The sequence below is a fragment of the Amycolatopsis sp. NPDC023774 genome (genome assembly GCF_040639695.1).
Lineage (GTDB): Bacteria > Actinomycetota > Actinomycetes > Mycobacteriales > Pseudonocardiaceae > Amycolatopsis.
Window position 1 is genome coordinate 37,796 of sequence record NZ_JBFAAJ010000038.1, and the last position, 23,995, is coordinate 61,790.

25 protein-coding genes are annotated in these 23,995 nt (G+C 69.9%); 6 read left to right on the plus strand and 19 right to left on the minus strand.

Going from position 1 to position 23,995, the window contains the following annotated elements:
- Positions 1-29 precede the first annotated feature (29 nt).
- Positions 30-683 carry a DUF1707 domain-containing protein gene (locus AB0F91_RS41240; RefSeq protein WP_360606958.1) on the minus strand — a complete coding sequence of 218 codons (654 nt, stop codon included), beginning with the start codon at positions 681-683 and terminating at the stop codon, positions 30-32.
- Between the two features lie 159 nt (positions 684-842).
- Between AB0F91_RS41240 and AB0F91_RS41245 the strand changes: the two genes are divergently transcribed.
- Positions 843-1,802, plus strand: a complete 960-nt coding sequence (locus AB0F91_RS41245; protein ID WP_360606960.1) for a hypothetical protein — start codon at positions 843-845, stop codon at positions 1,800-1,802.
- Positions 1,803-1,805: 3 nt separating this feature from the next.
- Here AB0F91_RS41245 and AB0F91_RS41250 read toward each other — a convergent pair whose 3' ends face one another.
- The 3 genes from AB0F91_RS41250 to AB0F91_RS41260 are packed head-to-tail and all read right to left on the minus strand — an operon-like array spanning position 1,806 to position 4,848.
- Positions 1,806-2,456 carry a response regulator transcription factor gene (locus AB0F91_RS41250; protein WP_360606962.1) on the minus strand — a complete coding sequence of 217 codons (651 nt, stop codon included), beginning with the start codon at positions 2,454-2,456 and terminating at the stop codon, positions 1,806-1,808.
- Positions 2,453-3,640, minus strand: a complete 1,188-nt coding sequence (locus tag AB0F91_RS41255) for a DUF5931 domain-containing protein (RefSeq protein WP_360606964.1) — start codon at positions 3,638-3,640, stop codon at positions 2,453-2,455. The genes AB0F91_RS41250 and AB0F91_RS41255 overlap by 4 nt, the downstream gene beginning before the upstream one ends.
- The gene (locus AB0F91_RS41260; RefSeq protein WP_360606966.1) at positions 3,637-4,848 is read right to left on the minus strand and encodes an AI-2E family transporter; all 1,212 of its coding nucleotides are present in this window, start codon (positions 4,846-4,848) and stop codon (positions 3,637-3,639) included. The genes AB0F91_RS41255 and AB0F91_RS41260 overlap by 4 nt, the downstream gene beginning before the upstream one ends.
- Before the next feature lie 336 nt (positions 4,849-5,184).
- Here AB0F91_RS41260 and AB0F91_RS41265 point away from each other — a divergent pair, with 336 nt between their 5' ends.
- Both AB0F91_RS41265 and AB0F91_RS41270 read left to right on the plus strand, forming a co-directional pair.
- Positions 5,185-6,249, plus strand: a complete 1,065-nt coding sequence (locus tag AB0F91_RS41265; RefSeq protein WP_360606968.1) for a hypothetical protein — start codon at positions 5,185-5,187, stop codon at positions 6,247-6,249.
- Between the two features lie 221 nt (positions 6,250-6,470).
- On the plus strand, positions 6,471-9,608 hold the full coding sequence (locus AB0F91_RS41270; RefSeq protein WP_360606970.1) for a chaplin family protein: 3,138 nt from the start codon (positions 6,471-6,473) through the stop codon (positions 9,606-9,608).
- A gap of 63 nt (positions 9,609-9,671) precedes the next feature.
- Here the strand turns inward: AB0F91_RS41270 and AB0F91_RS41275 are convergent, their stop codons facing one another.
- Positions 9,672-10,439, minus strand: coding sequence for a class III extradiol ring-cleavage dioxygenase (locus AB0F91_RS41275; protein WP_360606972.1), 768 nt, complete (start codon positions 10,437-10,439; stop codon positions 9,672-9,674).
- Positions 10,440-10,749: 310 nt separating this feature from the next.
- Between AB0F91_RS41275 and AB0F91_RS41280 the strand changes: the two genes are divergently transcribed.
- Positions 10,750-11,154, plus strand: coding sequence for a MarR family winged helix-turn-helix transcriptional regulator (locus AB0F91_RS41280; RefSeq protein ID WP_360606974.1), 405 nt, complete (start codon positions 10,750-10,752; stop codon positions 11,152-11,154).
- A gap of 63 nt (positions 11,155-11,217) precedes the next feature.
- Positions 11,218-11,778 carry a hypothetical protein gene (locus tag AB0F91_RS41285; RefSeq protein WP_360606976.1) on the plus strand — a complete coding sequence of 187 codons (561 nt, stop codon included), beginning with the start codon at positions 11,218-11,220 and terminating at the stop codon, positions 11,776-11,778.
- Here AB0F91_RS41285 and AB0F91_RS41290 read toward each other — a convergent pair.
- The 14 genes from AB0F91_RS41290 to AB0F91_RS41355 form a co-directional block, all read right to left on the minus strand.
- The gene (locus AB0F91_RS41290; protein ID WP_360607001.1) at positions 11,676-11,927 is read right to left on the minus strand and encodes a GNAT family protein; all 252 of its coding nucleotides are present in this window, start codon (positions 11,925-11,927) and stop codon (positions 11,676-11,678) included. The genes AB0F91_RS41285 and AB0F91_RS41290 overlap by 103 nt on opposite strands.
- A 291-nt stretch (positions 11,928-12,218) precedes the next feature.
- Positions 12,219-13,625, minus strand: a complete 1,407-nt coding sequence (gene dnaB, locus AB0F91_RS41295; protein ID WP_360607003.1) for a replicative DNA helicase — start codon at positions 13,623-13,625, stop codon at positions 12,219-12,221.
- 698 nt (positions 13,626-14,323) lie between these two features.
- Positions 14,324-15,142, minus strand: coding sequence for an ESX secretion-associated protein EspG (locus AB0F91_RS41300; protein ID WP_360606978.1), 819 nt, complete (start codon positions 15,140-15,142; stop codon positions 14,324-14,326).
- Positions 15,139-16,524, minus strand: coding sequence for a hypothetical protein (locus AB0F91_RS41305; RefSeq protein WP_360606980.1), 1,386 nt, complete (start codon positions 16,522-16,524; stop codon positions 15,139-15,141). The genes AB0F91_RS41300 and AB0F91_RS41305 overlap by 4 nt, the downstream gene beginning before the upstream one ends.
- A gap of 39 nt (positions 16,525-16,563) precedes the next feature.
- On the minus strand, positions 16,564-17,178 hold the full coding sequence (locus AB0F91_RS41310; protein ID WP_360606982.1) for a DUF3558 domain-containing protein: 615 nt from the start codon (positions 17,176-17,178) through the stop codon (positions 16,564-16,566).
- Positions 17,179-17,185: 7 nt separating this feature from the next.
- Positions 17,186-17,548 carry a hypothetical protein gene (locus tag AB0F91_RS41315; protein ID WP_360606984.1) on the minus strand — a complete coding sequence of 121 codons (363 nt, stop codon included), beginning with the start codon at positions 17,546-17,548 and terminating at the stop codon, positions 17,186-17,188.
- Between the two features lie 147 nt (positions 17,549-17,695).
- Positions 17,696-18,214 carry a DUF3558 domain-containing protein gene (locus tag AB0F91_RS41320; protein ID WP_360606986.1) on the minus strand — a complete coding sequence of 173 codons (519 nt, stop codon included), beginning with the start codon at positions 18,212-18,214 and terminating at the stop codon, positions 17,696-17,698.
- Positions 18,215-18,414: 200 nt separating this feature from the next.
- Complete coding sequence (gene rplI / locus AB0F91_RS41325) at positions 18,415-18,876, minus strand: 50S ribosomal protein L9 (RefSeq protein WP_220245348.1); 462 nt, start codon at positions 18,874-18,876, stop codon at positions 18,415-18,417.
- An 11-nt stretch (positions 18,877-18,887) separates the two neighbouring features.
- Positions 18,888-19,136 (minus strand): 30S ribosomal protein S18, encoded by a 249-nt coding sequence (gene rpsR, locus AB0F91_RS41330; RefSeq protein ID WP_003098744.1) that lies wholly within the window; start codon positions 19,134-19,136, stop codon positions 18,888-18,890.
- A gap of 43 nt (positions 19,137-19,179) precedes the next feature.
- A complete protein-coding gene (locus tag AB0F91_RS41335) occupies positions 19,180-19,692 on the minus strand; it encodes a single-stranded DNA-binding protein (RefSeq protein ID WP_360606988.1) in 513 nt (170 codons plus the stop codon).
- Positions 19,693-19,709: 17 nt separating this feature from the next.
- Positions 19,710-20,036, minus strand: a complete 327-nt coding sequence (gene rpsF / locus AB0F91_RS41340; protein WP_220245346.1) for a 30S ribosomal protein S6 — start codon at positions 20,034-20,036, stop codon at positions 19,710-19,712.
- 92 nt (positions 20,037-20,128) lie between these two features.
- A complete protein-coding gene (locus AB0F91_RS41345; protein WP_360606990.1) occupies positions 20,129-21,031 on the minus strand; it encodes a hypothetical protein in 903 nt (300 codons plus the stop codon).
- Between the two features lie 85 nt (positions 21,032-21,116).
- Positions 21,117-22,043, minus strand: coding sequence for a hypothetical protein (locus tag AB0F91_RS41350; RefSeq protein ID WP_360606992.1), 927 nt, complete (start codon positions 22,041-22,043; stop codon positions 21,117-21,119).
- A 128-nt stretch (positions 22,044-22,171) separates the two neighbouring features.
- Complete coding sequence (locus tag AB0F91_RS41355) at positions 22,172-23,020, minus strand: hypothetical protein (RefSeq protein WP_360606994.1); 849 nt, start codon at positions 23,018-23,020, stop codon at positions 22,172-22,174.
- A 111-nt stretch (positions 23,021-23,131) separates the two neighbouring features.
- Here AB0F91_RS41355 and AB0F91_RS41360 point away from each other — a divergent pair, with 111 nt between their 5' ends.
- Positions 23,132-23,905, plus strand: a complete 774-nt coding sequence (locus AB0F91_RS41360; protein ID WP_360606996.1) for a deoxyribonuclease IV — start codon at positions 23,132-23,134, stop codon at positions 23,903-23,905.
- Positions 23,906-23,995: the final 90 nt, after the last annotated feature.

The following is a 23,995-nucleotide window of genomic DNA, read 5'->3' on the forward strand; positions in this document are numbered from 1 at the left end:
GGAAACCGGGTCCGGCACCGCACCGCTGGTCAGCCGAAAAAGCCCCGCCGAGGGTTGCGGATGACCAGCGAGCCTCCGTGGATGCGGCCTGTGATGACGTAGCGCGGGTTGCCGGCCCGGCCGTTGCTGCCGGTCTTGTCGTCGAGCGAACCGAACTTGATCTCGGTGATCGCGTTGTAGTCCACCGCGGCCTGCGGCGGGATGATGATCTCGACCGAACCCCACTTGGCATCCAGCTCGATCTCGACGACCGGCGTCGACACCTGGGCCTCGGTGAAGTCCAGCTTCGTGCTGCCGTACTTGTTGCGCACGACCATCGCCGGCGGCACCAGCCACGGCCCGCCGCGCTGCAGCGACGAGTATTTGGCGTTGAGCTCGAGCCGCTGACCGGGCACATACGTGCTGGTCGGCGGCTGGTAGGCGGGGTAACTCGGTGCCGCCTCCGGGTGCAGCAGCCCCGGCAGATCGGTGAGCACGGCGTTCAGCTCACCGCGCGTACGCGACGCCAGCGCCTTGTCGGTGCGCTCCGTGAACTCGTCGAGGTTGAGCATTCCCAGCCCGATCGCCTTCTGCAGCACGGCGACGACGTGTTCGCGCTCGTCGTCCGACACCCGGATGTCGCGTGCGGTCAACGGCTTCGTCTCGGTCGCGGTCTCCGCGCCGGTCGTCTCTTCCTCGGCCATGCAAACGATGGTAGAACCGTATTTCCCTCGTCAGATCGGGGAAAAACCCTGAACAGACCCGTATTTCGCGCCGGCGTCGCCCTCGTTGCGACGAGCTTCCTCCTGGCCGCGTGTACGGGCGGGGCCCCCGCCCCGGCTCCGACCCCCCAGGCCACGGCGGTGCCCCGGCCGAGTGGCCCGCCGCCGAGCGGGCTCACCGGGTCGGTCACCACCGGCGGGATCGACGTGCAACTGCTGCTCGCCACGTCGCCGCCGACCCTGTTCGACGCCGACACCGGCGCGAAAGGCCCGGTGCCCGACGTGCCGGGCGGCGATCGGCTGGTCGGCGTGCAGCGCGTCGGCCACACCCCGGTGATCCTCACCTCGCCCCCGTGTCAGCAGGTCTGCCAGCCCTTCGACGTCTACGCCTACGCGGGCGTGGCCACGCCGCTCGGCCAGGCGGTGAGCCTGGCGCCGGGCGCCGACGCCAAGAGCGTGTGGGTCATCCGCCAGGACGCCCCGGACAGCTGCCGGCTCGAGCACGTGTCGCTCGCCGGCTCGGCGCTGGGCGGCGGCAACGTGGCGAGCTGCACGACGATCCTGCGGGAGGAGACCTCCCGCGGCCTGCTGATCACCGTGAACAACGGCACCGCCGAAACCGTCGACGTCCTCATCGACCCCGACACCGGCCGCACCGTGCAGCAGGCCCCCAGCATCCTCGCCGCGATCGGCGACCGGCTGATCCTCGGCGGCCTCACGGACCTCACGGTCGTCGACCTGCGCGACGGGAGCCGGAAGAAGATCCAGCCGCCGGTGGTCCAGAGCAATCCCCGCGTCGTGCCGAGCCGGGACGGCACCTTCGCGGCCGTCGACTTCGGCTCGCCCGCGTGGCACAACTCCGACATCCAGACCCGCGACGTGTGGCTGCTCGACCTCACGGACCTGACCTGGCAGCAGGCACCGTCGATGCCGTTCTCCACCGACAATCTCAAGCACTCGTCGCTGGACTGGACCGACGACGGCGACCTCGTGCTCGACGACGGGGTCGTCGCGGCCTGGCACCCGGGTGAACCCGCGTGGCGGCTCGGGAAAGCCAAGCTGACCGGCGCCCTGCAGACAGCCGCAGTCAGCGCTTCGTAGCGGTCAGTCCTCGTCGAGGCCGTGTTCGATGGCGTACCGCGCCAGCTCCACGCGGTTGTGCAGCTGCAGCTTCCGCAGCGTCGACTGCACGTGGTTCTCCACCGTCCGGTGCGAGAGGACCAGCCGTTCCGCGATCTGGCGCGCGGTCAGCCCCTTCGCGACCAGGCGCAACACGTCCGTCTCCCGCTCGGTCAACCGCGGCGGCGCCGGCTCGGCGGACGAAGGCGCGTCGGCCATCCGCCGGTACTCCCCCAGCACCAAACCAGCGAGACCCGCCGTGAAGACGGGATCTCCTTCGGCCGTGCGGCGAACGGCGTCCACCAGTTCCGCCGCGGACGCCGACTTCATCAGGTAGCCCGAGGCGCCGGCCTTCACCGCCTCCAGCACGTCGGAGTGCTCGCCGGAAGCCGACAGCACCAGCACGCGCGTGTCCGGCAGCTCCGTCGTGATCTCGCGCGTCGCGTCGACGCCGGAGGTGCCATCGAGGTTGAGGTCCATGAGGACGACGTCCGGGCGGACCGTGCGAGCGATGCGGACGGCGGCGGGGGCGTCGGGCGCCGTGGCCCGGACGTCGAAGCCGTTTTCCCCCAGGTCGCGGGCGACGCCGTCGCGCCAGATGGGATGGTCGTCGACCACCATCACGGAAATCGTCATCGTCCGCCCCTCGTGTTGTCCGGCACGGTCTTGTTATCCACGGCTTTGTCCGGCACGGCCTTGTTCGGCACGCGCACCTCCCACTCCGTGCCGCGGCCCGGAGCGCTGTCCAGGGCTGCGGTGCCGCCGAGATCGCGCACCCGGCCCCTGATGGACTCCACCACACCCAGGTGCCCTTCGGCTTCCGCGCGCGCCAGCCGGCCTTCGGGAATGCCCGGGCCGTCGTCGCGGATGCTCACCACGACCTCGCTGCCCAGGTCCTCCAGCAGCACCCACGCGCGGGCGTCCGGTCCCGCGTGTTTCTCCACATTGGACAGTGCTTCGCGTGTGACGGCCACCAGTTCCGAAGTCACGTGCGCCGGCAGGTCCACCGTGCCCGCCGGTGTCGCCACCTGCACCGTCGGCGTGGCCAGCAGCTGCAACGCCGAACGCAGGTCCGCGGTCCCGTTGCTCGCCACCGCCCATGACGGCTCGGTGGTCACCAACGCGCGCAGCGCGATCTCCTGCTCACCCGCGAGCCGCGCCAGTTCGGCCGCCTCGCCGCCGACCTCCAGGCCACGCCGGCGGACCCGCGCGAGCACCTGCAGCACGCTGTCGTGGATCGAGCGCGCGAGCCGTTCCCGTTCGGCCGTCGCGGCTTCCGTGCGCAACGCCAGCGCGAGCGCCTCCGCCGAGCGCCGCGCCGTGGTGGCTGCCATGCCGACCAGCACGCTGCTCGCGCACAGCAGCACGCCGTCGCGGAAGACGTCGAGGTCCAGGCGTTCGCGCGCGATGCCGGTGCCGACGGCGACGACGAGTCCCGCCAGCACACCACCGCCCGCGCCGAAGCGCGTCGCCGCCGCGATCGGTCCCACCGCGGCCCACACCGTGGTGATCAGCGGCGCGGCCTCGGCGTACTGCGTCGGCGACAAGATGAAGGGCGACAACAACATCAGCCCGGTCGTCAGGACGACGTCGAGCACCACCAGCCACCGCCACCGGCCGCCCTCGCGCAGGTACGCGACGCCCGACACGAGCGTCCACACGCCCATCGCGCCGACCGCGGCCCACGCCAGCCACGCGCGCTGGAACTCACCGCCGTGCGCGATCACCACGCCGAGCGCGAACGCCCACGTGACCACGCGCAGCAGCACGACCCCGCGCCACAGCGGCGTCGCCGGGTCGCGGGTGGCCGGCGTGCTCACTTCTCCTCGTCGTCGCCCCGAGTCGGCACTTCGGCGTCGTCGGAGCCCGGTTCGGCGTCGTTGGGTTGCGCCGCCTGGTCGTGGAGCACGTCGACGGCTTCGGGATCGGGATCGTGTTCGTGGAGCAGCGACCGGATGCCCGCGTTGAGCACGGCCAGCAGCGGCACGGCCAGCAGCGCGCCGGCGATGCCCGCGGCGACGAGGCCGGTGGCGATCGCGAGCACCACGGCCAACGGGTGCAGCCGCACCGCGCGCCCGAGCAGGAGCGGCTGCAGCACGTGGCTTTCCAGCTGCATCACACCGATCACGATCGCCAGCACGATCACCGCGCCGATGAAACCTTTGGTCACCAACGCGATCAGCACCGCGACGCCGCCCGCGATCACCGCACCGATGATGGGGATGAACGCGCCGAGGAACACCAACGTCGCCAGCGGGATCACCAGCGGCACACCGACGATCCACAGCCCGATGCCGATGCCCACGGCGTCGACCACGGCCACCGCGGCCGTCGCGCGGATGTAGCTGACGAGCGACGCGAAACCGCGGCGCCCGGCCACGTCCACGCGCTTGCGCACCCGCGAGGGGATGCCGCGCACGAGGAACGACCAGATCTGGTTGCCGCCCGCCAGGAAGAAGATCGTGACGAACAGCGTGAGCACGAAGCCGGTGAGGATCTCCCCGACGGTGCCCGCCGTGGTCAGCGCGGTGTTCGTGAGCGAGGCCTGGTTGTTCTGGATGAAGCCGATCGCGTTGCTGAGGAAGTCCTGGATCTGCTCCTGGCGCAGGTGGATCGGGCCGTTGGTGAGCCAGTCCTTGATCTGGTTGAGGCTGTTGTTCAGCTGTTGCTGCAGCTGCGGCAGGCCGCTGGAGAACTGCGTGATCACGAACGTCAGCAGGCCGCCCAGCACCGCCAGGCCGGCGATCAGCACGATCGCCGTCGCCAATCCGCGCGGGAAGCGGACTTGCACGAGCTTCTCCACAGCGGGCGCGAGCAGAGCGGCGAGCAGCAGCGCGATGGACACCGGGATGACCACCGCCGCCAGGTAACCCATCAGCCAGACCACTGCGTACAGCGCGGCGATCACGACGATGAACCGCCACCCCAGGGCCGCGGCCACCCGCAGTCCGCGCGGGACAAGGCCGGTGATGTCGGTGTTGTCGGTGAGGAACGGTTGCTCGCGCCGTCCGCGTGGTGGCTGGCTCACGAAGTCCACCGTATCGGTCCGCCCTGTCAATCCGGGCGAATCGCGGTGCTGCGGACGGCGGCGCGTCCGCCGGTTCGCCCGAAGTGGCGCTTGACAGCCGACTGCGGAGTAACCGCGCTCCGCCAGTGATGATCACCGAACGTGAGATCGGGCCACACTCTGCGTTGTTCACACGATGGTGGCATCAAGTCGTGTCAAGGATGCGTGACGGGTGTGGCTCCTGGTTTTCTCGGTCGCACACCCGGCGATGGGGAACGCAATTCCGACGATTCCCGGAAAGCCGAAAAGCCCGAAAGTTTTTCCGAGCCATACGTTTTGAGTTGAGGAGAAGCACGAGTGACGAACGCGGCGAACGAGAGGCGGGACGCGAAGCGCGTCGGCCGTCTCGCGTCGCGTGCGCTCTTCGTCCTCGGTGGCGCGGTCGCCGCGACCGCCGCCGCGTGGGCCGTCTCCTCCTCCGCTGCCTCGGCCGACACCATCCAGGCCGATGAGGTCGGCGCCAGCGTCACCCCGGTGACCGACGCGACCGTGGCCAACCTCGGCGACGTCACGCGCGGCGTCTCGCAGTTCGCCGGCAACGTCGCCGGTACCGCCGCGGGCGCCGTGCAGAACGTCTCCGCGTGCGAACAGGACGCCACCACGTGGTCGGAGCCGGGCCACGACCGGCCGATCTGCTCGCTCGACCCGCGCGATCACATCGGTGGCCCGCACCGCGACCAGGTGCGCACCACGGCCGACCACGAGGTGTCCGGGCGCGTCAGCGACGCCGTGACAGACCTCGGTGAAGACGCCGTGCTGCACCCGGCGTCGCGCACGCTCGGCGCGATCGAGCACATCGCCCGCAAGCCCGAGGACACCCGCCGCGTGATCGACGAGGCCACGGCCCCGTCGCCCGAGGCGCAGGACTTCGGCCGCAAGGTGTGGGACCTGCTCGACCCGAGTCACACGGGGTCGCTGGCCGACCTCCCCGAGCTCCCGGGATCGCCCGTCGAGCCGGCCGCGCCCGTCTCGGCCGCGACCGGCACCACCGGTGACACCGCGCAGAACCTCGGCGCCGCAGCGGTTTCCACCTCCGACGCGCTGCGGGCGATCTTCTCCCGCTCCGTGCACGAGGACTTCGCGGCAGCAGGCGACAGCGTCGACACGCCTTCGCGTGGCGACCACCGCAACCTGCCCGACCCGTTCTCCCCGGCGCAGCTTCCGATGGCGCCCCCCTCCATCCCGACTGTCCCCGGCGGCGGCAACAACACCGCCCCCGGTGGTCACCTCGACGGCCTCAACTTCGGCGTCCCCTCCTGGGTCACCGCTGCCGTCGACAACGCCGTGGCGGGTTCGACCCGTGCCGGTGTGCGGCACACGCCGCTCAGCCCGGGCGAGCAGCCCGGCGTCACTCCTGACTGATCCACCTCACCCGCGGGGTCGCTGACGCGTCCTGAAGCTCGAGCACCTTCGTCGTGCCTGCTTCGCGTCACCGACTGAACCCCGCGGGTTTTCTCGCGATGCGCCCTTTTCCGCGCTCGCACTGCACCACCCCTCTGGTGCGCATTTCCCCTCGATGAACACGGCGAAAAGCGCACCTCCACAAGCCCGCAAGGGAACCCGAAATGAAGGAGAAAAACCCCATGCAGACCTGGGCAAAGCGCGGACTCCAGACCGCGTTGGTCACGGGTGGGTTGTTGATGCTGGGCACCGGCATCGCCTCGGCCGACGAAAACGTCAACCCTGACACCCCGGCCTCCCCGCTCGACCTCAACGTCACCGTTCCGGTCGACGTCGACAACAACGCCATCGGCACCCCGCTGGGTCAGGTGGACGTTCCTGGTTACCAGGGTGAGGTCAGCACCAAGCCCGTCACCTCCGCTGTGAAGGACGCGCTCGCTTCGGCGAAGGCCCCCGGCGGTGCGGCGAGCAACCTGACGGACAGCCTGCCGAAGGCCGACGCGCCGCGGCAGCTGACGCCGACCCACGACGCCCTCAAGGGCAACAAGGTCTCCGGCGACCTGGTCGTGCCGATCCAGATCGTCGACAACGCCGTCGGTGTGCTGGGTGACGCGAACGTCGACGGCAAGTCGCACGAGCAGAACTACTCGCACAACCAGGACATCGCGACCTCCGGCAAGAACTCCGGGCTCGCGGGCAACGTCGTCGCCCTCGACTGGGCGCTCCCCGTGCAGCTGGCCGGCAACGGCGTCGGCCTCGCGGGCGGGTCCGGCGCGGTGCACGGCGGCTCGGCCAGCCAGAGCACCACCGAGACCGGCAACATCGACACCACCGGCAAGGGCTCCGGCCTGTCCGGCAACGTCGTCGCCGGCCAGTTCGCCACCCCGGTGCAGGTCACCGGCAACGCCGCCTCCTGGATCCTGGGCAACGGCTACAGCCAGTACACCGCCGACACCACGGCCACCTCGGGCGGCTCCGCGCTGACCGACGGCAAGGGTGGCGCGGGCACCGGCAACGTGGTGGGCGCGCCCATCGCCTTGCCGGTGAAGTTCAACGGCAACGCCGGTGGCGTGTGGGGCTCGGACGCCGACGCGACGTCCTCCTCCTCGGCCGACGCGAAGGCGGGCGACAAGCGGCCGGGCAGCCTGGCCGGCACGCCGACCTACCTCGAGACCGACGGTGACAAGTCGTTCCTCGGCGGCAACGCCGTGGCGGCTCAGCTCAGCCCGATCGCGAACGTCGCGAGCGTGGCGGGTTCGTGGATCGGCAACGCGACCACGGGCATGTCGCCCGAGCGTTCGGTCGGCAGCTCGCACTCGAGCACCGTCGACTCGGGCGGCTTCGTCAAGACCTCAGGCCAGCAGGCCGCGGGCGCGGGCAACGTGGTCGACCCGGCCGTGGCCCTCCCCGTCGAGGCGTGCGGCGTCGGCGGCACCTACATCGGCAACGCGCACGCCGCGTGCGACAACACCACCGACGCCAACGCAGGCAACGGCAGCTACACCCGTGGCAACGACACCGTGCTGGGCGGCAACGTCGTCAACAGCCAGGTGGCGGGCGCTCCCGAGGTGCACGGCATCGGCGGCAGCCACATCGGCAACGCCTCCGGCACGTCGAACGAGACCAAGACCGTCACGGCCGGTGGCTACGACGGCAGCCAGGGCAACGACTCCTCGGGCTCGGGCAACGTCGTCCAGGTCCCGGTGGGCGTGCCCGCCGAGGTCTTCGGCGTGGGCGGCTCGTTCATCGGCCAGGGCTCGGCCGACGCGCACGAGACCAAGGTCGTCCAGGGCGGCGGCGGCGGCAACACCGCTGACGACAACGGCTTCCTGAGCTCGAACCTCGGTACCGTCCCGGTGTCGGCCCCGGTGCAGGTCTTCGGCATCGGCGGCGCGTTCGTGGGCCAGGGTCACGGCAACGCGACCGGCGACACCACCTCGGGTGCCGGCGCCGACACGCACGCGACCGGCACCAAGGGCGCGGGCGCGGGCAACATCATCGAGGCCCCGGTCTCGCTGCCCGTCCAGGGCCACGGGATCGGCGGCGCGGTGGCCGGCATCGGCACCGCGCAGGCCGACAACCTGACCGACTCGACCGCGGGCGGCCACGCCAGCACCGACGGGCAGGGCGGCGGCATCGCCGGCAACATCATCAAGGCGCCGGTTGCCGGTGCGGTGAACCCGTCGGGCCTCGGTGTCGCGGGTGCGGCGCTGGGCCACGCGGCCGGTTCGAACGACGTCGCATCGACCGCGGGTGGCGACTCGCAGACCAACGGCGACGCCGGCGCGGTGGCGGGCAACGTCATCGGTGCCGACCCGCTGGCGGCCGTCCCGGTCGTGGCGGACTCGGTGTCCGCGGCGGGCGTGTCCTCCGCCGACAGCATGAACACGCAGGACGTGACCGCTGCCGGTGACGACACCACGTCGGGTCTCGAGGGCTCGGTTTCGGGCAACATCCTCGACATCCCCGTCAGCGCGGTGCCGCACGTGGTGACCAACGCCGTTTCCGCGGCCGGTGTCGCCCACGCGACCGGTGACAACAACATCACCGCGACCAACGGTGGCACCCCCACCACCGACGGTGACGGAAGTGCGCTCTCGGGCTACAACTTCTACCACCACCTGCCGGTCAACGTCCCGGTCTTCGGCGTCCCGCTGGAGCTGCTGGGCACCGCGACCGCGGAGGGCACCGACAACACCGTCGTGTCCGAGCCGTCGATCGACACCCCGCTCGGCAACGAGCTCGGTGCGGCTCAGCTGCCCGCGCTGCCGGCTCTGGCGTCGCTCCCGACCTCCGGCGCCACGCCGGGTCTGCCCGCGCTGCCGGCCCTGCCGGACGCCGGTGCTCTGCCGGGCCTGCCCGCCATGGCGATGCTGCCGGGTGCCGAGCGCGCCGACCTGCCGGTCAGCGGGCTGTCGGCTCTGAACGAGCTGGGCCAGCTCAAGGGCGCCACCTCCCTGCCGACCGTGTCGGGTCTGGGTAGCGGCGTGCAGCTGCCGGGTCTGCCCCTCGGTGGCGAGCGCGCCGACGCTTCGGCTCTGCCGGCGCTGCCCGCTCAGCTCCCGGTGAAGGCGAACCTGCCGACGCTGCAGCAGCTCCCCGCCGTGACGGCGCTGCCGGCTCTGCCGGGCGTGCCCGCCACGCTGCCGACGTCGGGTGTCCCGGCTCTGCCGACCGCGGGTGTGCCGGCTCTGCCGACGCTGCCCGCCGTCCCGGCGCTGCCCGTGGCTCAGGTCCCGGCGCTGTCGGGCATGGACTCCTCGCCCCTGGCGATGATCCAGCAGCTGGCCGCGAAGGTGACCGGCTTCTTCAAGAAGTGAGCACCTAGCCAACCCGAAACGGGCCCGGAAGCAGCCAGCTTCCGGGCCCGTTTTCTTTGTGCGTCAGGAAAATTCGAGCGAGCGCTTCGCAAGGCCGTGCCAGAACCCGTCGATCACGGTGCGGCCGGTCGTCTCGCTCGCGCCGAGCGTGACGAACAGCGGCGCGAAGTGCTCGATGCGCGGGTGCGCCACGGCGGCGGCCGGGGCCTTGTGCTGGAAGTCGAGCAAGGCGTCGACGTCGCCTCGGTTGATGACCTCGTCGCCCCAGTGGTCGAACTCGGTGGACCACTGCGGCGGCGTGCCGTCGGTGCCGTCGGTCTCGCGCATGGCGCTGAGATTGTGGGTGAAGAAGCCGCTGCCGATGATCAGCACGCCTTCGTCGCGCAGCGGCGCGAGCTTGCGGCCGAGGTCGAACAGCACCCGCGGGTCGAGCGAGGGCATCGAGACCTGCAGCACGGGGACGTCGGCGTCGGGGTACATCTCGACGAGCGGCACGTACGCGCCGTGGTCGAGACCACGGTCCGGTGCATCGTGCACGGGGGTCGTCGAGTGCAGCAGCTTGCGCACCTTCGCGGCCAGCTCCGGCGCACCCGGTGCGGCGTATTTCACCTGGTAGAAGCGGTCGGGGAAGCCCCAGAAGTCGTACACGAGGGGGACGGTCTCGGTCGCCCCGAGCGTCAGTGGCGCCTCTTCCCAGTGCGCCGAGACCACGAGGATCGCCTCGGGCTTCGGCAGGTCCGCGGACCAGCCGGCGAGCTGCTTGGTCCACCTCGCGTCGTCCGCGAGCGGCGGCGCACCGTGGCTGAGGTAGAGAACCGGGGTGCGGGCCATGGGTGCCTCCAGGTGTTTGAAACTTCAACTACTAGAGTACTCGACGTCGGGCGGCCCGGGGATATTTCGTCAGGTGAGGTTTCAGCCATTTGTCCGAGGGCGCGGATGGTGGTGAGGTAGTCGTCCTCGTCGGTGCCGTGTGTGGCCCGGGCGCGCAAGGCCTCGACAAAGCCCTGAAGCCGTTCAGGGTCCAAGGAGGCAACATGGCCCACATCTCGACGAGCTGCGCCACCGCGGCCGGCTCACCTCGGACCACCAGCTCACCGCCCGAAGGCCGGGAAGCCCACCAAGAGATCGAGGCGAAAGTCCGGTGGCCGACGTCGAACGCGCCATGATCGCTACTCGCCGGAGCCGGCAGCGCCGTGCCCTCACCTGCATCGCCCGCGACCCCGGCCGGCATGTGGTCGACCCGGTGATCGAACTGCTCGATGTCGTCGAGGACTTCGCGGACCGTGGCGATGCGGCCACCGTCACGTCGCCGGCCACGGCTCTGGGCGTCGACCAGCCGCGCGCCAGCCGCCTCGTCGCCCGCGCCGTCGACCAGGGCGACCTGCACCGCGAAGCCGACCAATCCGACGGCCGCCGTACCGTCCTCGCCCTGGCCCCGGCCGGCCGCGCCCGCCTGGACGCGCCGCACACGCTCGCAGAACTGTCCTCGCGGAGGCGATGTCGCCGTGGAGCGCCGACGATCGCGCGACGTTCGCCCGCCTGCTGACGAGCTTCATCACGAACTACGAGGCACTGGGCCGCTGAGCCGCACGGTGGCGGGGTGATCGACATGGACGACCCTGGCCGGGACTACGCCGCCCGCGCGGGCGCCGAACCTTTCGCGTCTCCCGACCAGATCCGCGTGGCCCAGGCCGCCGCCGCTGCGGCACCACACGCGGCCGCCCCGATGACCGAGCACCTCTCCGACCACGGCGAACTACTGCCGACGCGGTACTTCGACACCCTCGGCGTCTGGTACCTCGCCACCTGGCGCCGCCGCGACGCCGACCCCGACCAGTTCACGCAGGCGCGCGCCGTCGCGGCCGTGCTGGACACCGAGCTCTGGTCCGACCCCGGGTCGAGAACGCGATCACGGTCGGCTTCGTGGAGATGTTCACCTACCTGCCCGCGTCCCAACAGGCCGCCGCCACGGCGACCTGCCGCCCGCCCTGCTCGCCGAGTACACGGCGATGGCCGCCTGGCGCCCCAGCTGAACCGCCCGCGCCGCGCGGCCGGCTGCCGATCTGCCTATCTTGGCTGGTCAGCCGGCTTGATGGCGGAGTACAGCAGCATGTCGACCCGCCGACCGCTGATTTCCTGGTGGCTGCGGAGCAGGCCTTCGCGCTGGTAGCCCGCGGCCTCGGCCGTGCGGACCGAGGCGACGTTCCACGGTTCGATGTACAGCTCGATCCGGTGCAGGTCCGGGATCGACCAGGCGAACCGCGTCAGCGCGGTGAGCGCCTGCCGCGCGAACCCCTTGCCGCGGTGGGCGGGGGCGATGGCTTACCCCGCGGCCGGCGGCGCGGGCGGTGAGGTGCAGGCCGATCGTGCCCAGTGCTTCGTCGGTGTTCGCGGACGCTATGCAGAACGCGTAGCCCAGCCCGGCGTCGAGGCGGTCGTGCTGTCGCCGGAGGTACGCGCGGGCGTCGTCCAGGCTGGAGTTGCTGCCGAGCGAACCGATGGCCGGGATGTAGGGATCGGTCGACAAGTCGAGGATCATGTCCACGTCGCGGTCTTCGAACGCGCGCAGTCGCACGCCGCCGAAGGTGGGGACCGCGTCGGACAAAGCGGCTAGTCGTGCGCGAGATCGGCGAAGCGGCTGTAGTGCAGCTGGTGCGCCACGACGATCGTGCTTGTCGGGCCGGCGCGGTGCTTCGCCAGGATCAGGTCGGCTTCTCCGGCGCGGGGGTCGTCACGTTCCCAGGCGTCGGGGCGGTTGATCAGGATGACGATGTCGGCGTCCTGCTCCAGGGAGCCCGACTCACGGAGGTCGGAGAGCATCGGCTTCTTGTCGGTGCGCTGTTCCGGACCACGGTTGAGCTGGGAGATCGCGATGACCGGCACTTCGATCTCCTTCGCGAGCAGCTTGAGCTGCCGCGAGAACTCCGAGACTTCCTGCTGCCGCGACTCGACGCGCTTGCCCGACGTCATCAGCTGGAGGTAGTCGACGACCACCAGCTTGAGGTCGTGGCGCTGCTTGAGCCGGCGGGCCTTCGCGCGGATCTCCATCATCGTCATGTTCGGAGAGTCGTCGACGAACAGTGGCGCCTCCGAGACCTCGCTCATGCGGCGGGCCAGGCGGGTCCAGTCGTCGTCGGACATCTTGCCGCCGCGCATGTCGGCGAGGCGGATCTTGGCCTCGGCCGAGAGCATGCGCATCACGATCTCGGTGCGGCTCATTTCCAGCGAGAAGATGACGCTGGTCAGGCCGTGGCGGATGGACGCCGAACGCACGAAGTCCAGGCCTAGTGTCGACTTGCCGACACCGGGGCGCGCGGCGACGATGATCATCTGGCCGGGGTGCAGGCCGTTGGTGAGCTCGTCGAAGTCGGCGAACCCGGTCGGGATGCCCTGCGACTGGCCACCGCGCGACGCGATCGCGTCGATCTCGTCCATGGTCGGCTGCAGCAGGTCTTCGAGGGCGACGTAGTCCTCGCTGGTGCGGCGCTCGGTGACGTCGTAGATCGCGGCCTGCGCGCGGTCGACGACCTCGTCGATGTTCGCGCCGTCGGCGGCCGCCGCGCCGTAGCCGTACTGCACGATGCGCGTGCCCGCTTCCACGAGCCGACGCAGCACCGCCTTCTCGGCGACGATTTCGGCGTAGTAGCCGGCGTTGGCCGCGGTGGGGACGGTCGCGATGAGCGTGTGCAGGTACGGCGCCCCGCCGACGCGGCCGAGCTCGCCGCGGCGCTCCAGCTCCGCCGACACCGTGATCGGGTCGGCGGGCTCGCCGCGGCCGTAGAGGTCGAGGATGCAGTCGTACACGGCCTGGTGCGCGGGCCGGTAGAAGTCGCCGGGCCCGAGCGCCTCGATCACGTCGGCGATCGCGTCCTTCGACAGCAGCATGCCGCCCAGCACCGATTGCTCCGCCGCCATGTCCTGCGGCGGCTGCCGGTCGAAACCGCCCGGACCCGGGTCACTGGGCCCCGGGTCGGAGTCCGCGTCGTACATCGGACCGCGGTCGTCGGTCAGCGCCACCGCCCCGGACACCTCCTCGACCGGCGGGCAAAGCCGCGGTCATCCCCTGCCACTCGTCACGTCCTGTGCCGAACGGTGCCGCGCAAGCCCTCCTCGTGCGAACACCTGTTCGATTATGCCGGATCCTCTCCGACTTTCCCAGCCCAACCGCCGGGCCCTCTTGATGATGGACCGACGTCGCTCTCACCGATGACTTGCCACGCCGGGCGCCACCGTGAGTGCTGGCCGAGGGCACGCTAGATCCCCCGGACGGACGAGCGCAATTCCGGGTGTTGACCGTCCTGTGGATAACTTGTGGACGACTGGAGGTAACCAGTCACAGGTAGCCGTCACGCTGTGGACAAGATGGGGACAGTACTGATCAGCTTCAAAGAATCCGCAGGTCAAGGCCTGTGTAGAGACTGTGGAGAACTTTGTCGAAACCCGTCCGGCGTGTCGCGTACGGTGCGTCGTTCGGCGTGTCGCGCATGCGTGTGCACACCTGCCTGTGGATGAGTGCTACGGAGCGTAGAGGCGTGCCACGGTGGGCTGAACGACTGGACACGCGATCGCGCACCGGCGGTTCGGTGCTCTGAGTAACCGCTGAGTGAGAACGCGCTGGTAAGCCGGTTCGCAATACGAAAACCGGGTGGGGTTCACCTGACGGCCACCTGAACGTGCCGCACTCGAAACCCCACCCGGAGTAGCGCTCTGACGGGTCAGCCCAACGCGCTCTGCGCGGTCCGCAACCGATCCCCGATCGCCTTCGGCGTGCCCGGCGTGAACACGATGAGCGAGTCGTCCCGTCCGGGCCGCTCCTCCATCAGCCAGCGCCCCTCGGCGGTGTCCACGAAGTTGATCGGCTTCGGAATCCGCCGGCGCCGCCCCCCGTTCGGCCGCATCGCGACGTACAACGACCCCGCCCCGGTCCGCGGCGCCTTGAGGATCCGCTGAATCTCCTTCAGCGGCGCGAGCGCCTCGTTCCGCCCATGCCCGGTCTGCATAATCGAGCGCTGCGACACGTCCTCGGACCCCGCGGCGTGGCCGCTCTCGAACTCGGACTTGCTGGTGACCAGCGGCTGTCCCGACGCGCCCTGGCCTGCGGGCAGGAGGTCGAGGAACGTCGGGAGCAACAGGTCCGGCCGCTGCCGGACCACGGTGACCGTCTGCTCTCCGATGACCCGGAGCAGCGCGAACCCACCGCCGTTCCCGCTCCCTACCAGCACGGCGTAGTTCGAGGGGCTGCCGTCGTCGAACTGCCCGTCGAACCACCCGTAGTACTCGATCTGCGGGTGGCAGATCGACTCGATGAGCGCCAGCAGGTCGCGGTCCATGCCGCGTGGACCCATCAGCCCGATCTCGGTCAGGACCTTGTTCACGTCCTGGTCGATCGTCCGCTCGGCATCCGGGTCCAGGAAGACCGGCATGTCCGCGATGACCTGGTGCGGCTCACCGCCCCGGCGCTTGATCAGGTTGAACAGCGTCGGGAGGGTGAACTTGTTCGGTTGATCAAGGGTGATCACGTCGTTGGGCCTCATTCACCGATCACGGGTGGCGCGGTCAGCTCGTCGGTGCCGAACAGCTCGTTGGCATCCTCTTCGACGAGGTACTTGGTCTGGTGTTCCTCGTCCTCGGTGCCCTTGCCGCCCTTGGCGCCGCCCGCACCCATGCCGCCCATCCCGGACGCGCCGGCCTTCCCGGCCGCGCCTCCCATGGCACCGCCACGCACGCCTGCGCCGGCCGCGCCCTCACCAGCGCCGAGCCCGCCCGCCGCACCGGAGGCCGCGCCCCCGGGCCCGAAGCCGCCGCCGAACGCACCCGGCCCGAAGCCCGCGACCGCACCCGGACCAGCGCCGCCGCCACCGAACCCGCTGCCGCTGCCGCTGCCGCCCCCGGCACCTGCGCCGAAACCACCACCCGGGCCGAACCCGCCACCGGCACCGCCCGGACCGAAACCGCTCGAATCGAACGACGACGGCGTGTAGCCCTGTGCGGTGGTGCTGTCCGAGCCCGTGGGGTTGTAGGTCCCGGTCGGGATGCCGGTGTTGTTGGGGTTGTGGGGATCGTTGACGCCCGTGTGGCTTGTCTGGAAGTCAGTCGGCTTCGCGTCGAACTTGGGCATGTTCGCGGGGTTGAAGCTGCTCGCGCCGCCACCAGGGCCGCCGCCCACACTCGGGACCTTGCCGCCGCCCCCAGGTCCGCCCGGCACGTTCGGGCTTCCGGGGTTCGACAGGTTGTTGCCCTGCCACTCGCTGTACTGCGGCATTCCCTGCGCGTTCGCACCGGAGGCGTTGAAGTAGTTGGTGTACGCCTGAACGTTGGCCGTGCCCACCTGGTTGTATTTGTTGATCTCGTCGTCTTTGTCGCTGAACGGGTTGACGCCGTCCAGGAACCCGGCCGACGGTGGATCCTTGGCGATCTCCTGCACCTGGCTCTTCACGGTTCCGAAGCAGTCGACCTGCGTGTTCAGGTAGGTGTGGCTCTTCTGCAGGTTGGTGGCCGAGTCCTGCAGCCATAGGCCGAGAGGATGCGCTCCAGCCTGCGCGGCGCTCGCGCCGCCACCTTGCCAAGCGGCGTCCATGGCCTTGTTCAGTGCGTCAATGTGCGTGGCGCGGGCCGTATGATCCTTCTCCAGGTCGGCCGCCGCAGCGACACCGTCCTTGAGTGAGTCGGCACTCCCGGGGTGGATCTTCTCCCAGATCGTCCGAGCGTCGATCGACCTTCCACCAAGATTGGCTTGGGCCTGCTGAGCCTCTGGCCCACCGCTCAAGATTCCCACCAGGCCGCCGACGACAGCGCCAACACCGGCGCCGACCGCGGTACCGACACCGGGCACGACAGAGCCGATTGCGGCACCGTAACCCGCGCCGATCGCCATTCCCTTGACTTCTTTGCCAAGTGTGTTGGCTTCACTCCCCATGATGAGCCACTCCTTCTGGCGCCATTGGTTTGATGACGGTCATGCCGCCCCTTTGAGGTGCTGGACCATTGCCTGGCCCACCTGCTGTGCGATCGGGCAGGGATCCGACTTGTGAGCGCCGACGTTGATCACGGTGCCGACCGAGACGGCGAGCTGGTCGGTGATGCCGATCCACAGCTGGCACGATCCGTCGGAACGGTCGTCGCTCTTGTCGGTGAATACCGCCGGATACCCCTCGATCGTGACCGGGGTGAAGTAGGCAGCGGACGCCTTACCTGAATAGATGTCGGAAAGCCCATTCTTGTTCTGCGGCAGCGCGCCGATTCCCACGGAGTTTTCGGCGTTTCCGGAGGATTCCCACGTGCACGCCTTGGGAGATCGGTCGTCGAGCTTGCCCTCGGGCTTCAGCCCCACCTGTGCGGCTTGGCTCGCACTCAACACCGAGCACGGATCGTTCAGAACCGAGTCGGTGGGCAGCGGTGCGGGTACTTTGAGCGCCGGGTCGATGCTGCTGCCAGCGGAGCTTGTCGAGTTCGCCGCGCTGGACTGGGTGGGCGAGCCGCCGTTGCCATCACCGCTGCACGCGGCGAGCGAGCCTGCCACGGTGAGTGCAGCGGCGGCAGAGGCAACGAAGCGGGCTGTGCGGGGCAGCATGGGGCGCTCAGACTCCAGTCTTGTTCATGGCGTCGCGGGTCTCTTGTTCTTTGACAGTGATCTTGTTCTTCGCGGCTTTTAGCGCGGTGATGTAGTTGGTGACGTAATCGACCATGGCCTTGTGCTGCGTCTTGAGTGTCGCGCCCGAGGGATTGGCGCCGGTGGAGACGAAGTCGGCGCTCGCGAACTCGTCGGCAGGAGCCTTTACCTCGGCGATGCGCTTCGCTCGCAGCAGGTCCGCGTTCATCTCCTGAAGCAGGTCTTCCCACTGACGGATGACGCCGTCGACCTCGTCCTCGCTGAACTGGTACCCGCCGGCAGTCCCGTAATTGCCAACCTTGATCGGCGCAGGTGGTGGGACTTCGGACATCGGCGTTACCCCCTTTGGCTACCTCTCGCTCCCCAAACGGCGAGATCAGCAGGTTGGATGGTAACGCACGGCCGTTGGTTCCCGCTCGGGTTCAGGCGAGTTCGAGAGCAGGTCGAAATCGATCTTGTGATGGCTCGGACCAGCAGTTCAGGACGATCCGGATTGGGCTTTCAGGTGCCCGATCATCGCGGCCGCGAACTTCTGCGCCAGCCCGCACGGGTCGTTCTTGTTCGGCCCCGCGGAGATCTGCGGGATGATCGAGACCGCGAGCTCGTCGGTGACGCCGACCCACGGTTGACAGTTGCCGGACGTTCTGCCGTCGTGGATGTCGGCGAGAGCGCCCGGGTAGCCACTGATCGAAACGGGCTCGAAGTAGGCTGATCGGGCCTTCTGGCCGTAGATGTCGCTGATTCCGTGTGGGTTCTGTGGAACGGCACCGATGCTGATGGAGTTCAGCGGGTTGCCTGAGGATCTGAACGAGCAGCTGGCAGAAGTCTCGTTGACCGGTCGACCGGGGTAAGCCAGGCCGACTTGGGCCGCTTCGGCTGCAGTGAGGACGCTGCACGGATCGTTGAGCAGGCCGTCTGTGGGGAGAGAACGGGGGACGCGGGGCCGGAGGCGGCGGCCGAGGTGGTCGGCGTGGCGGGTTCCGTGCTTCCGCTGCACGAGGTCAGGAGGGTGGCCGCGACCACCAGTGGGACGAAGCGGCGTGACATCGCGGAACCCCCGGCCTGCGAAACCTCAGCAAGATCAGCGGCGAGAATAACGCAATGAATTGACGCGGTTTCGGTTCGCACCATCAGTCACCCAAAAGAGAAGCGCCCCTCGGGTCGGAACCCGAGGGGCGCTTCGTCAGAACAAATCCGTCAGACCGAAGTCGCCTTGACTTCGAGGCGGACGTCGACCTTCACGTCGGGGTGGAGGCGGGCGTTGACGGAGTGCTTGCCGACCGTCTTGATGTGGTCGCGGAGGTCCAGGACGCGCTTGTCGAGGAGCGGGCCGCCCTGGGCCTTGATCGCGTCGACGATCTCGCCGGCGGTGATGGAGCCGAAGAGCTTCTTCGAGCCCTCCGCGGCCTTGCCTGTCAGCTGGATGGCGCCGAGGCCCTCGAGCGTCGCCTTGATCTCCTTGGCGTGGTCGAGGTCGCGGATGCGCCGGGATTCCTGCGCGCGCTGGATGGTGCGCACGTTCTTCTCGGCACCCTTGCTGGCCACGATGGCGTAGCCGCGGGGCAGCAGGTAGTTGCGGGCGTAACCGTCCTTGACCTCGACGATGTCGCCGGGGCCACCGAGGTTCGCCACGTCGGTGGTGAGAATGATCTTCGCCATGACGAGCCTCCTCAGCGAGCGGTCGAGGTGTAGGGCAGCAGCGCCATCTCGCGCGAGTTCTTCACCGCGATGGCGATGTCACGCTGGTGCTGGCTGCAGTTGCCGGTGACGCGACGGGCACGGATCTTGCCGCGGTCGGAGATGTACTTCCGCAGCAGGTTGGTGTCCTTGTAGTCGATCAGTTCCGGGCGGCCCTTCTTCTCGGCCTTGCAGAAAACGCAGACCTTCTTCTTGGGCTTACGGATGGGTGGCTTGGCCACTGTGTTCTCCTGGATTCAAATCTTGAGGTGTAAAGGTGCGAGATCAGAACGGGGGTTCGTCGGCGAAACCGCCGCCGCCACCGCCCGCGGGCGGAGCGGAGCCCCACGGGTCGTCGGCCGGCATGCCGCCGCCACCGCCGCCTCCGCGGTTACCGCCGCCACCGCCGCCGCCGAAGTCACCGCCGCCACCGCGGCTGACCTTGTTGACCTTCGCCGTGGCGTACCGCAGCGAGGGCCCGATCTCGTCGACCTCGAGTTCGACGACGGTGCGCTTCTCGCCTTCCTTGGTCTCGAAGGACCGCTGCTTGAGCCGTCCTTGCACGACCACACGGGCGCCGCGGGTGAGCGACTCGGCGACGTTCTCCGCCGCCTGGCGCCAGATGTTGCAGCGCAGGAACAGCGCCTCGCCGTCCTTCCACTCGCCGGACTGCCGGTCGAGGGTGCGGGGGGTCGACGCGACCGTGAAGTTCGCGACCGCCGCGCCGGACGGGGTGAAACGCAGTTCCGGGTCGGAGGTCAGGTTTCCGACCACCGTGATGACGGTGTCTCCAGCCACGGGGACGTCCCTTCGGCTCAGGCCTTGGCGGCGACGGGCTTGGCCGCGGCGCGCTTGACCTCGCGGCGCATGACCTTGGTGCGCAGCACGGTCTCCTGCAGCGACAGCTGACGGTCGAGTTCCTTGACCGCGTCGGAGTCGGAGTTCAGGTCGAGCAGCGCGTAGATGCCCTCGGCGTGCTTCTTGATCTCGTACGCCAGGCGACGGCGGCCCCAGACGTCGACCTTCTCGACGCTTCCGCCCGAAGTGCGGATCACGTTGAGGAAGTTGTCCAGCGTGGGGGCGACCGTGCGCTCGTCGAGCGTGGGGTCCAGGATGACCATTACCTCGTAATGGCGTGACATAACCACTCACCTCCTATGGGCTCGCGGCCACGGACTGTCCGTGGCAGGAGGGTTTGTCCAGGTAAGAGTACCTGGGTGTACCGACCGAGCTGTCAGGAGGCCCGGCGCAGCGCCCAGGTGCGCACCAGCCCGGCCGTCACGCCCGCCAGCACGATCACCGCGAGCAGCATCGGCAGCTGGATGTCGGGCGCGTCGCCGGAGGTCGCGAGCGACTCCGCGTTGCCGGCGTTGCGCACGTCCGGGCTCTGGCTCTGCGTGTCCTGGCCGCCGGTCACGGGCGCGGCCGAGCCGGGCAGCGTGCCGTTGGCCGGGTAGCGGATGCCGGGGGCGACGGCCGTGCCGGGCGTCGCGGTCGGGATGCCGTTGTAGTCGCGCTGCGGGGCGGTGCCCGTGGCCCCGGGGATCAGGTTCGCGAGCGGGCCGCTGTCCGAGCCCGGCGAGGACGAGGGTGAAGTCGACGGCGAGCTGCTGCTCGGCGAGGTCGACGACGAGGTCGGCGGCGTGTAGTTCGTGGCCAGCGTGGTCAGGCCGCAGTTCGACGTGACCGAGCTGGTGATCGCGTCGAGGACCTGCTTCTTCGTGTCGGCGCTCCAGCCGAGCGCGGCGTTGCCCTGCAGAGCCTGGTTGACGGCGCTGCCGATGGTCTTGCCGTCGATGGTGCCGCCCGAGGAGCTGGGCACGGTGCCGACCGTGAGCGTTTTCGCGGCCAGCGCGTTGGCCACGCCGTCGGGGTCCACGCCGTTGAGCGGGATGAGCCACAGCAGCGACTGCTGCTTCGCCGCCGCGGCCTGCTTCGCGAGTGCGCTGACGGAGGAGCCCGGCAGCGCGACGGTGTCGCCCATGCTGCCGCTGACCGAGCCCGTGCACTGGTTGGCCAGAGTCGTGGCCGCCGAAGCGGTGCCCGAGCCGAGGAACGCGCCGCCGGTCACCAGGGCGGCCAGCGCGGTGACGCTCAGTGCACGCCGGGTTCTCAGCCAGGTGGGGTTCTTCGGCACGAGCGCTGTCCTCCAGGATCTGCGGGCGTCAACCATCGCGACAGGTAGAACGAATGGGACCCCGAAAAGATACTGGTGAGTCGGCCTAACTCGCAGCGGCCATTCGGCGGAGCACCCAGGTCCGGACCAGCCCCGCGCTGACTCCGGAGAGTGCAAGAACTGCCACCAGCACGGGCCAGTCCAACCCGTTCGTGTGGTTGTCGCCGGTGGGCGGTAACGCCTGCGCCTCGCCCGCGTTCTGCACGCTCGCGTTCCCGGCCGCCGGCTGACCCGGGTTGGCGAGGCCGTACTGCGGCGCGTACCCGGGGATCTGGCTTCCGTAGCGCAGTGCGGGCGACGGCGAGAACAGCCCGGCCATGGCCATCGGGATGTCGCTGTAGTCGCGCATCGGCGCGTATCCGGTGCTGAACGGCAGGTTCGAGAAGTTCGCGAAGCCTGGGAACAGCGACGCGAGACCGCCGCCACCGCCCGAGAGCGGCAGCAACGGGCTGTTCACCGGCGGGATCGGGGTCTGGCCGGCGGGAGTGCCGCCCTGCGGCGCGCCGGGGCCGGTCGCCGGCGGCTGCTGCGGGCTGCCGGGGTTCTGCTGCGCGGGTGTCCCGCCCGTCAGTGCGCGCTGCGTCGAGTCGACGCCCTGCTGCAGCGTGTTCGTGGTTCCCGAGACGGTCTTGTCCAGCGTCCCCGCGGCGGGCGCGCCGACCACGGGCACCGGCGCGACGACGGTGTCGACCACGTTCACCGTGACCTTGCAGACGGTGCCGAGCAGCGCGTTGACGGTCCCCGTCAGCACGCCGGACACCTGGCCGACCACACCGAGGTCGAGCGGGATCCCCAGCAACGGCGTCGTCGCCTCGACCTTGTCACCCGGCTTCGCGGTGATCGTGGACCCGCACGGCGTGGTCAGGGTGTCGGCGGACGCTGTGGCCGGCGCCGCGAGCGCGGCCGAGCCGGCCAGCACGAAAGCGGCGGCTCCCACCGCGGTGGCCCTGCGTGTGCGGTGCTGCCTGGCCATCGAGCCCTCCGCCGCGTCCGGTCCGAACCTGTCTCCCCTGGACAACGACGGTAACGGGAACGAGTGACGCCCGCTCAGCCACCGATGTCAGGCATTCGGGTGGAAGCGGCCGTCACCGCTCGTGTCGATCAGGCGGTCTTGCGGCGCAGCCACGCCCGCACGAGCGCCGCCGCGACGATGGCCAGCGCGAGCACCGCGATGAGCATCGGCAGCTTCGCCGGCGGCGTCACGGCCGGCAGCGCCTCGGCGGTGCCCGACTTCTTCGCGTCGACGGTCGGCACCTGGTCCGCGGGCAGCTGACCGGGGATGACCTGCGTGATCACCGGCGGCGCCTGCACGAGCCCGGACGGCAGCATGGCGGCGTTGGTGAAGATGCCCGCGATGGAGTCGAGGCCGGACAGATCGCCCGAGCCGGTGATCACCGGGTCGAGGCTGCTGCCGGGACCGCCGGGCTCGCCCGGTCCACCAGGCCCGCCAGGCCCGCCAGGTCCACCGGGCGGCGTGCCGGGAGGCGCCCCGGGAGGATTGTCGTCCGGCGGGTTGTCGGCGGGCGGCACGATCGGGGCGGTCACGCTGCCGACCAGGCTCTGCGTGGCGTTGCCGACGCCGTTGGCCGTGTTCTGCGCGAGCGGGCAGACGGCGTCCGTCGCCGCGTCACCGACCACCGGCACCTCGCCGACACCGAGGCCGCGCACGACATCGCCCACCGGGAGCGTGAAGAGCGGGTTGCTCCCGTCCGACTGCTTGGCCTTCGAGTCGAGGCCGACGGTGAGGCGATCGGGGGCGTTGAGCGGCGCGCCCGCGTCGAGCGACAGGCCCTTACCGGACTTGCCGTTCTGCAACGTGGCCGAGCAGTCGCCGTCGAGCGTGGGGCTCGGGTCCGCGGACGCCGTGGCGGGGAGCGCGAGCGCGGCCGAGAGAACCGGCAGCGCGACGGCGATCCCCAACGTGGTGATCCGGGCGGCGTGCTTCCCCATGCAAAACCCCTCCGTCGGCCCGAACTGGATCACGGAACGCGCTCACGGTACTCCACGAGCGTCACCAACTGGGGCGTCAGGTGCGGATTCACCCGGGGGTAGCGTGCTGGCATGCAGATTGGCGCCCATGTCCGCGACGACGATCCACTGGCCGCCGTCGCCGAGCGAGAAGCCGACGTCGTCCAGTTCTTCCTGTCCGACCCGCAGGGGTGGAAGGCTCCGAAACCGCACCCGTTCGGGGACGCCATCAAGGAGTCGCCGGTCGAGGTGTTCATCCACGCGCCGTACCTGATCAACGTCGCGTCGCTGAACAACCGCATCCGCATCCCGTCGCGCAAGAACGTGGCGCAGCACGCCACCGGTGCCGCCGCGATCGGTGCGAAGGGACTCATCGTGCACGGCGGCCACGTGGGCGCCGGCGACGACGTGGCCGAGGGGCTGGCCAACTGGCGCAAGCTCTTCGAGCGCGAAGCGGAAAAGGGCGGCTTCGCCGTGCCAATCCTCATCGAGAACACCGCTGGCGGCGAGAACGCGATGACCCGCGAACTCGACGTGATCGCGCGCCTGTGGGACGAGGTCGGCGAGTTCGGCGCCGGGTTCTGCCTCGACACCTGCCACGCCTACGCCGCCGGCTGGGAGCTGGCCGACGCCGTGGAGAAGGTCAAGGCCATCACCGGTCGCATCGACCTGGTGCACCTCAACAACTCGCGCGACGAGTTCGGCTCCAACCGCGATCGCCACGCCAACGTCGTCGGCGGCGACGGGACCATCGACCCCGAGCTGCTGGCCGACGTCGCCCGCAAGGCCGGCGCGCCAGTCGTCGTGGAGACGCCGAGCGAGGGCCAGGCGGCCGACATCGCCTACCTGCGCAAACAGACCGCCTAGTACTGCAACGGCAGTTGCTGGTGTTGTGGTAGATCATCCTGGTGGTGGTCGATGTGGTGATGGATCAGCTGGACGGGGTGCATGGGCGGA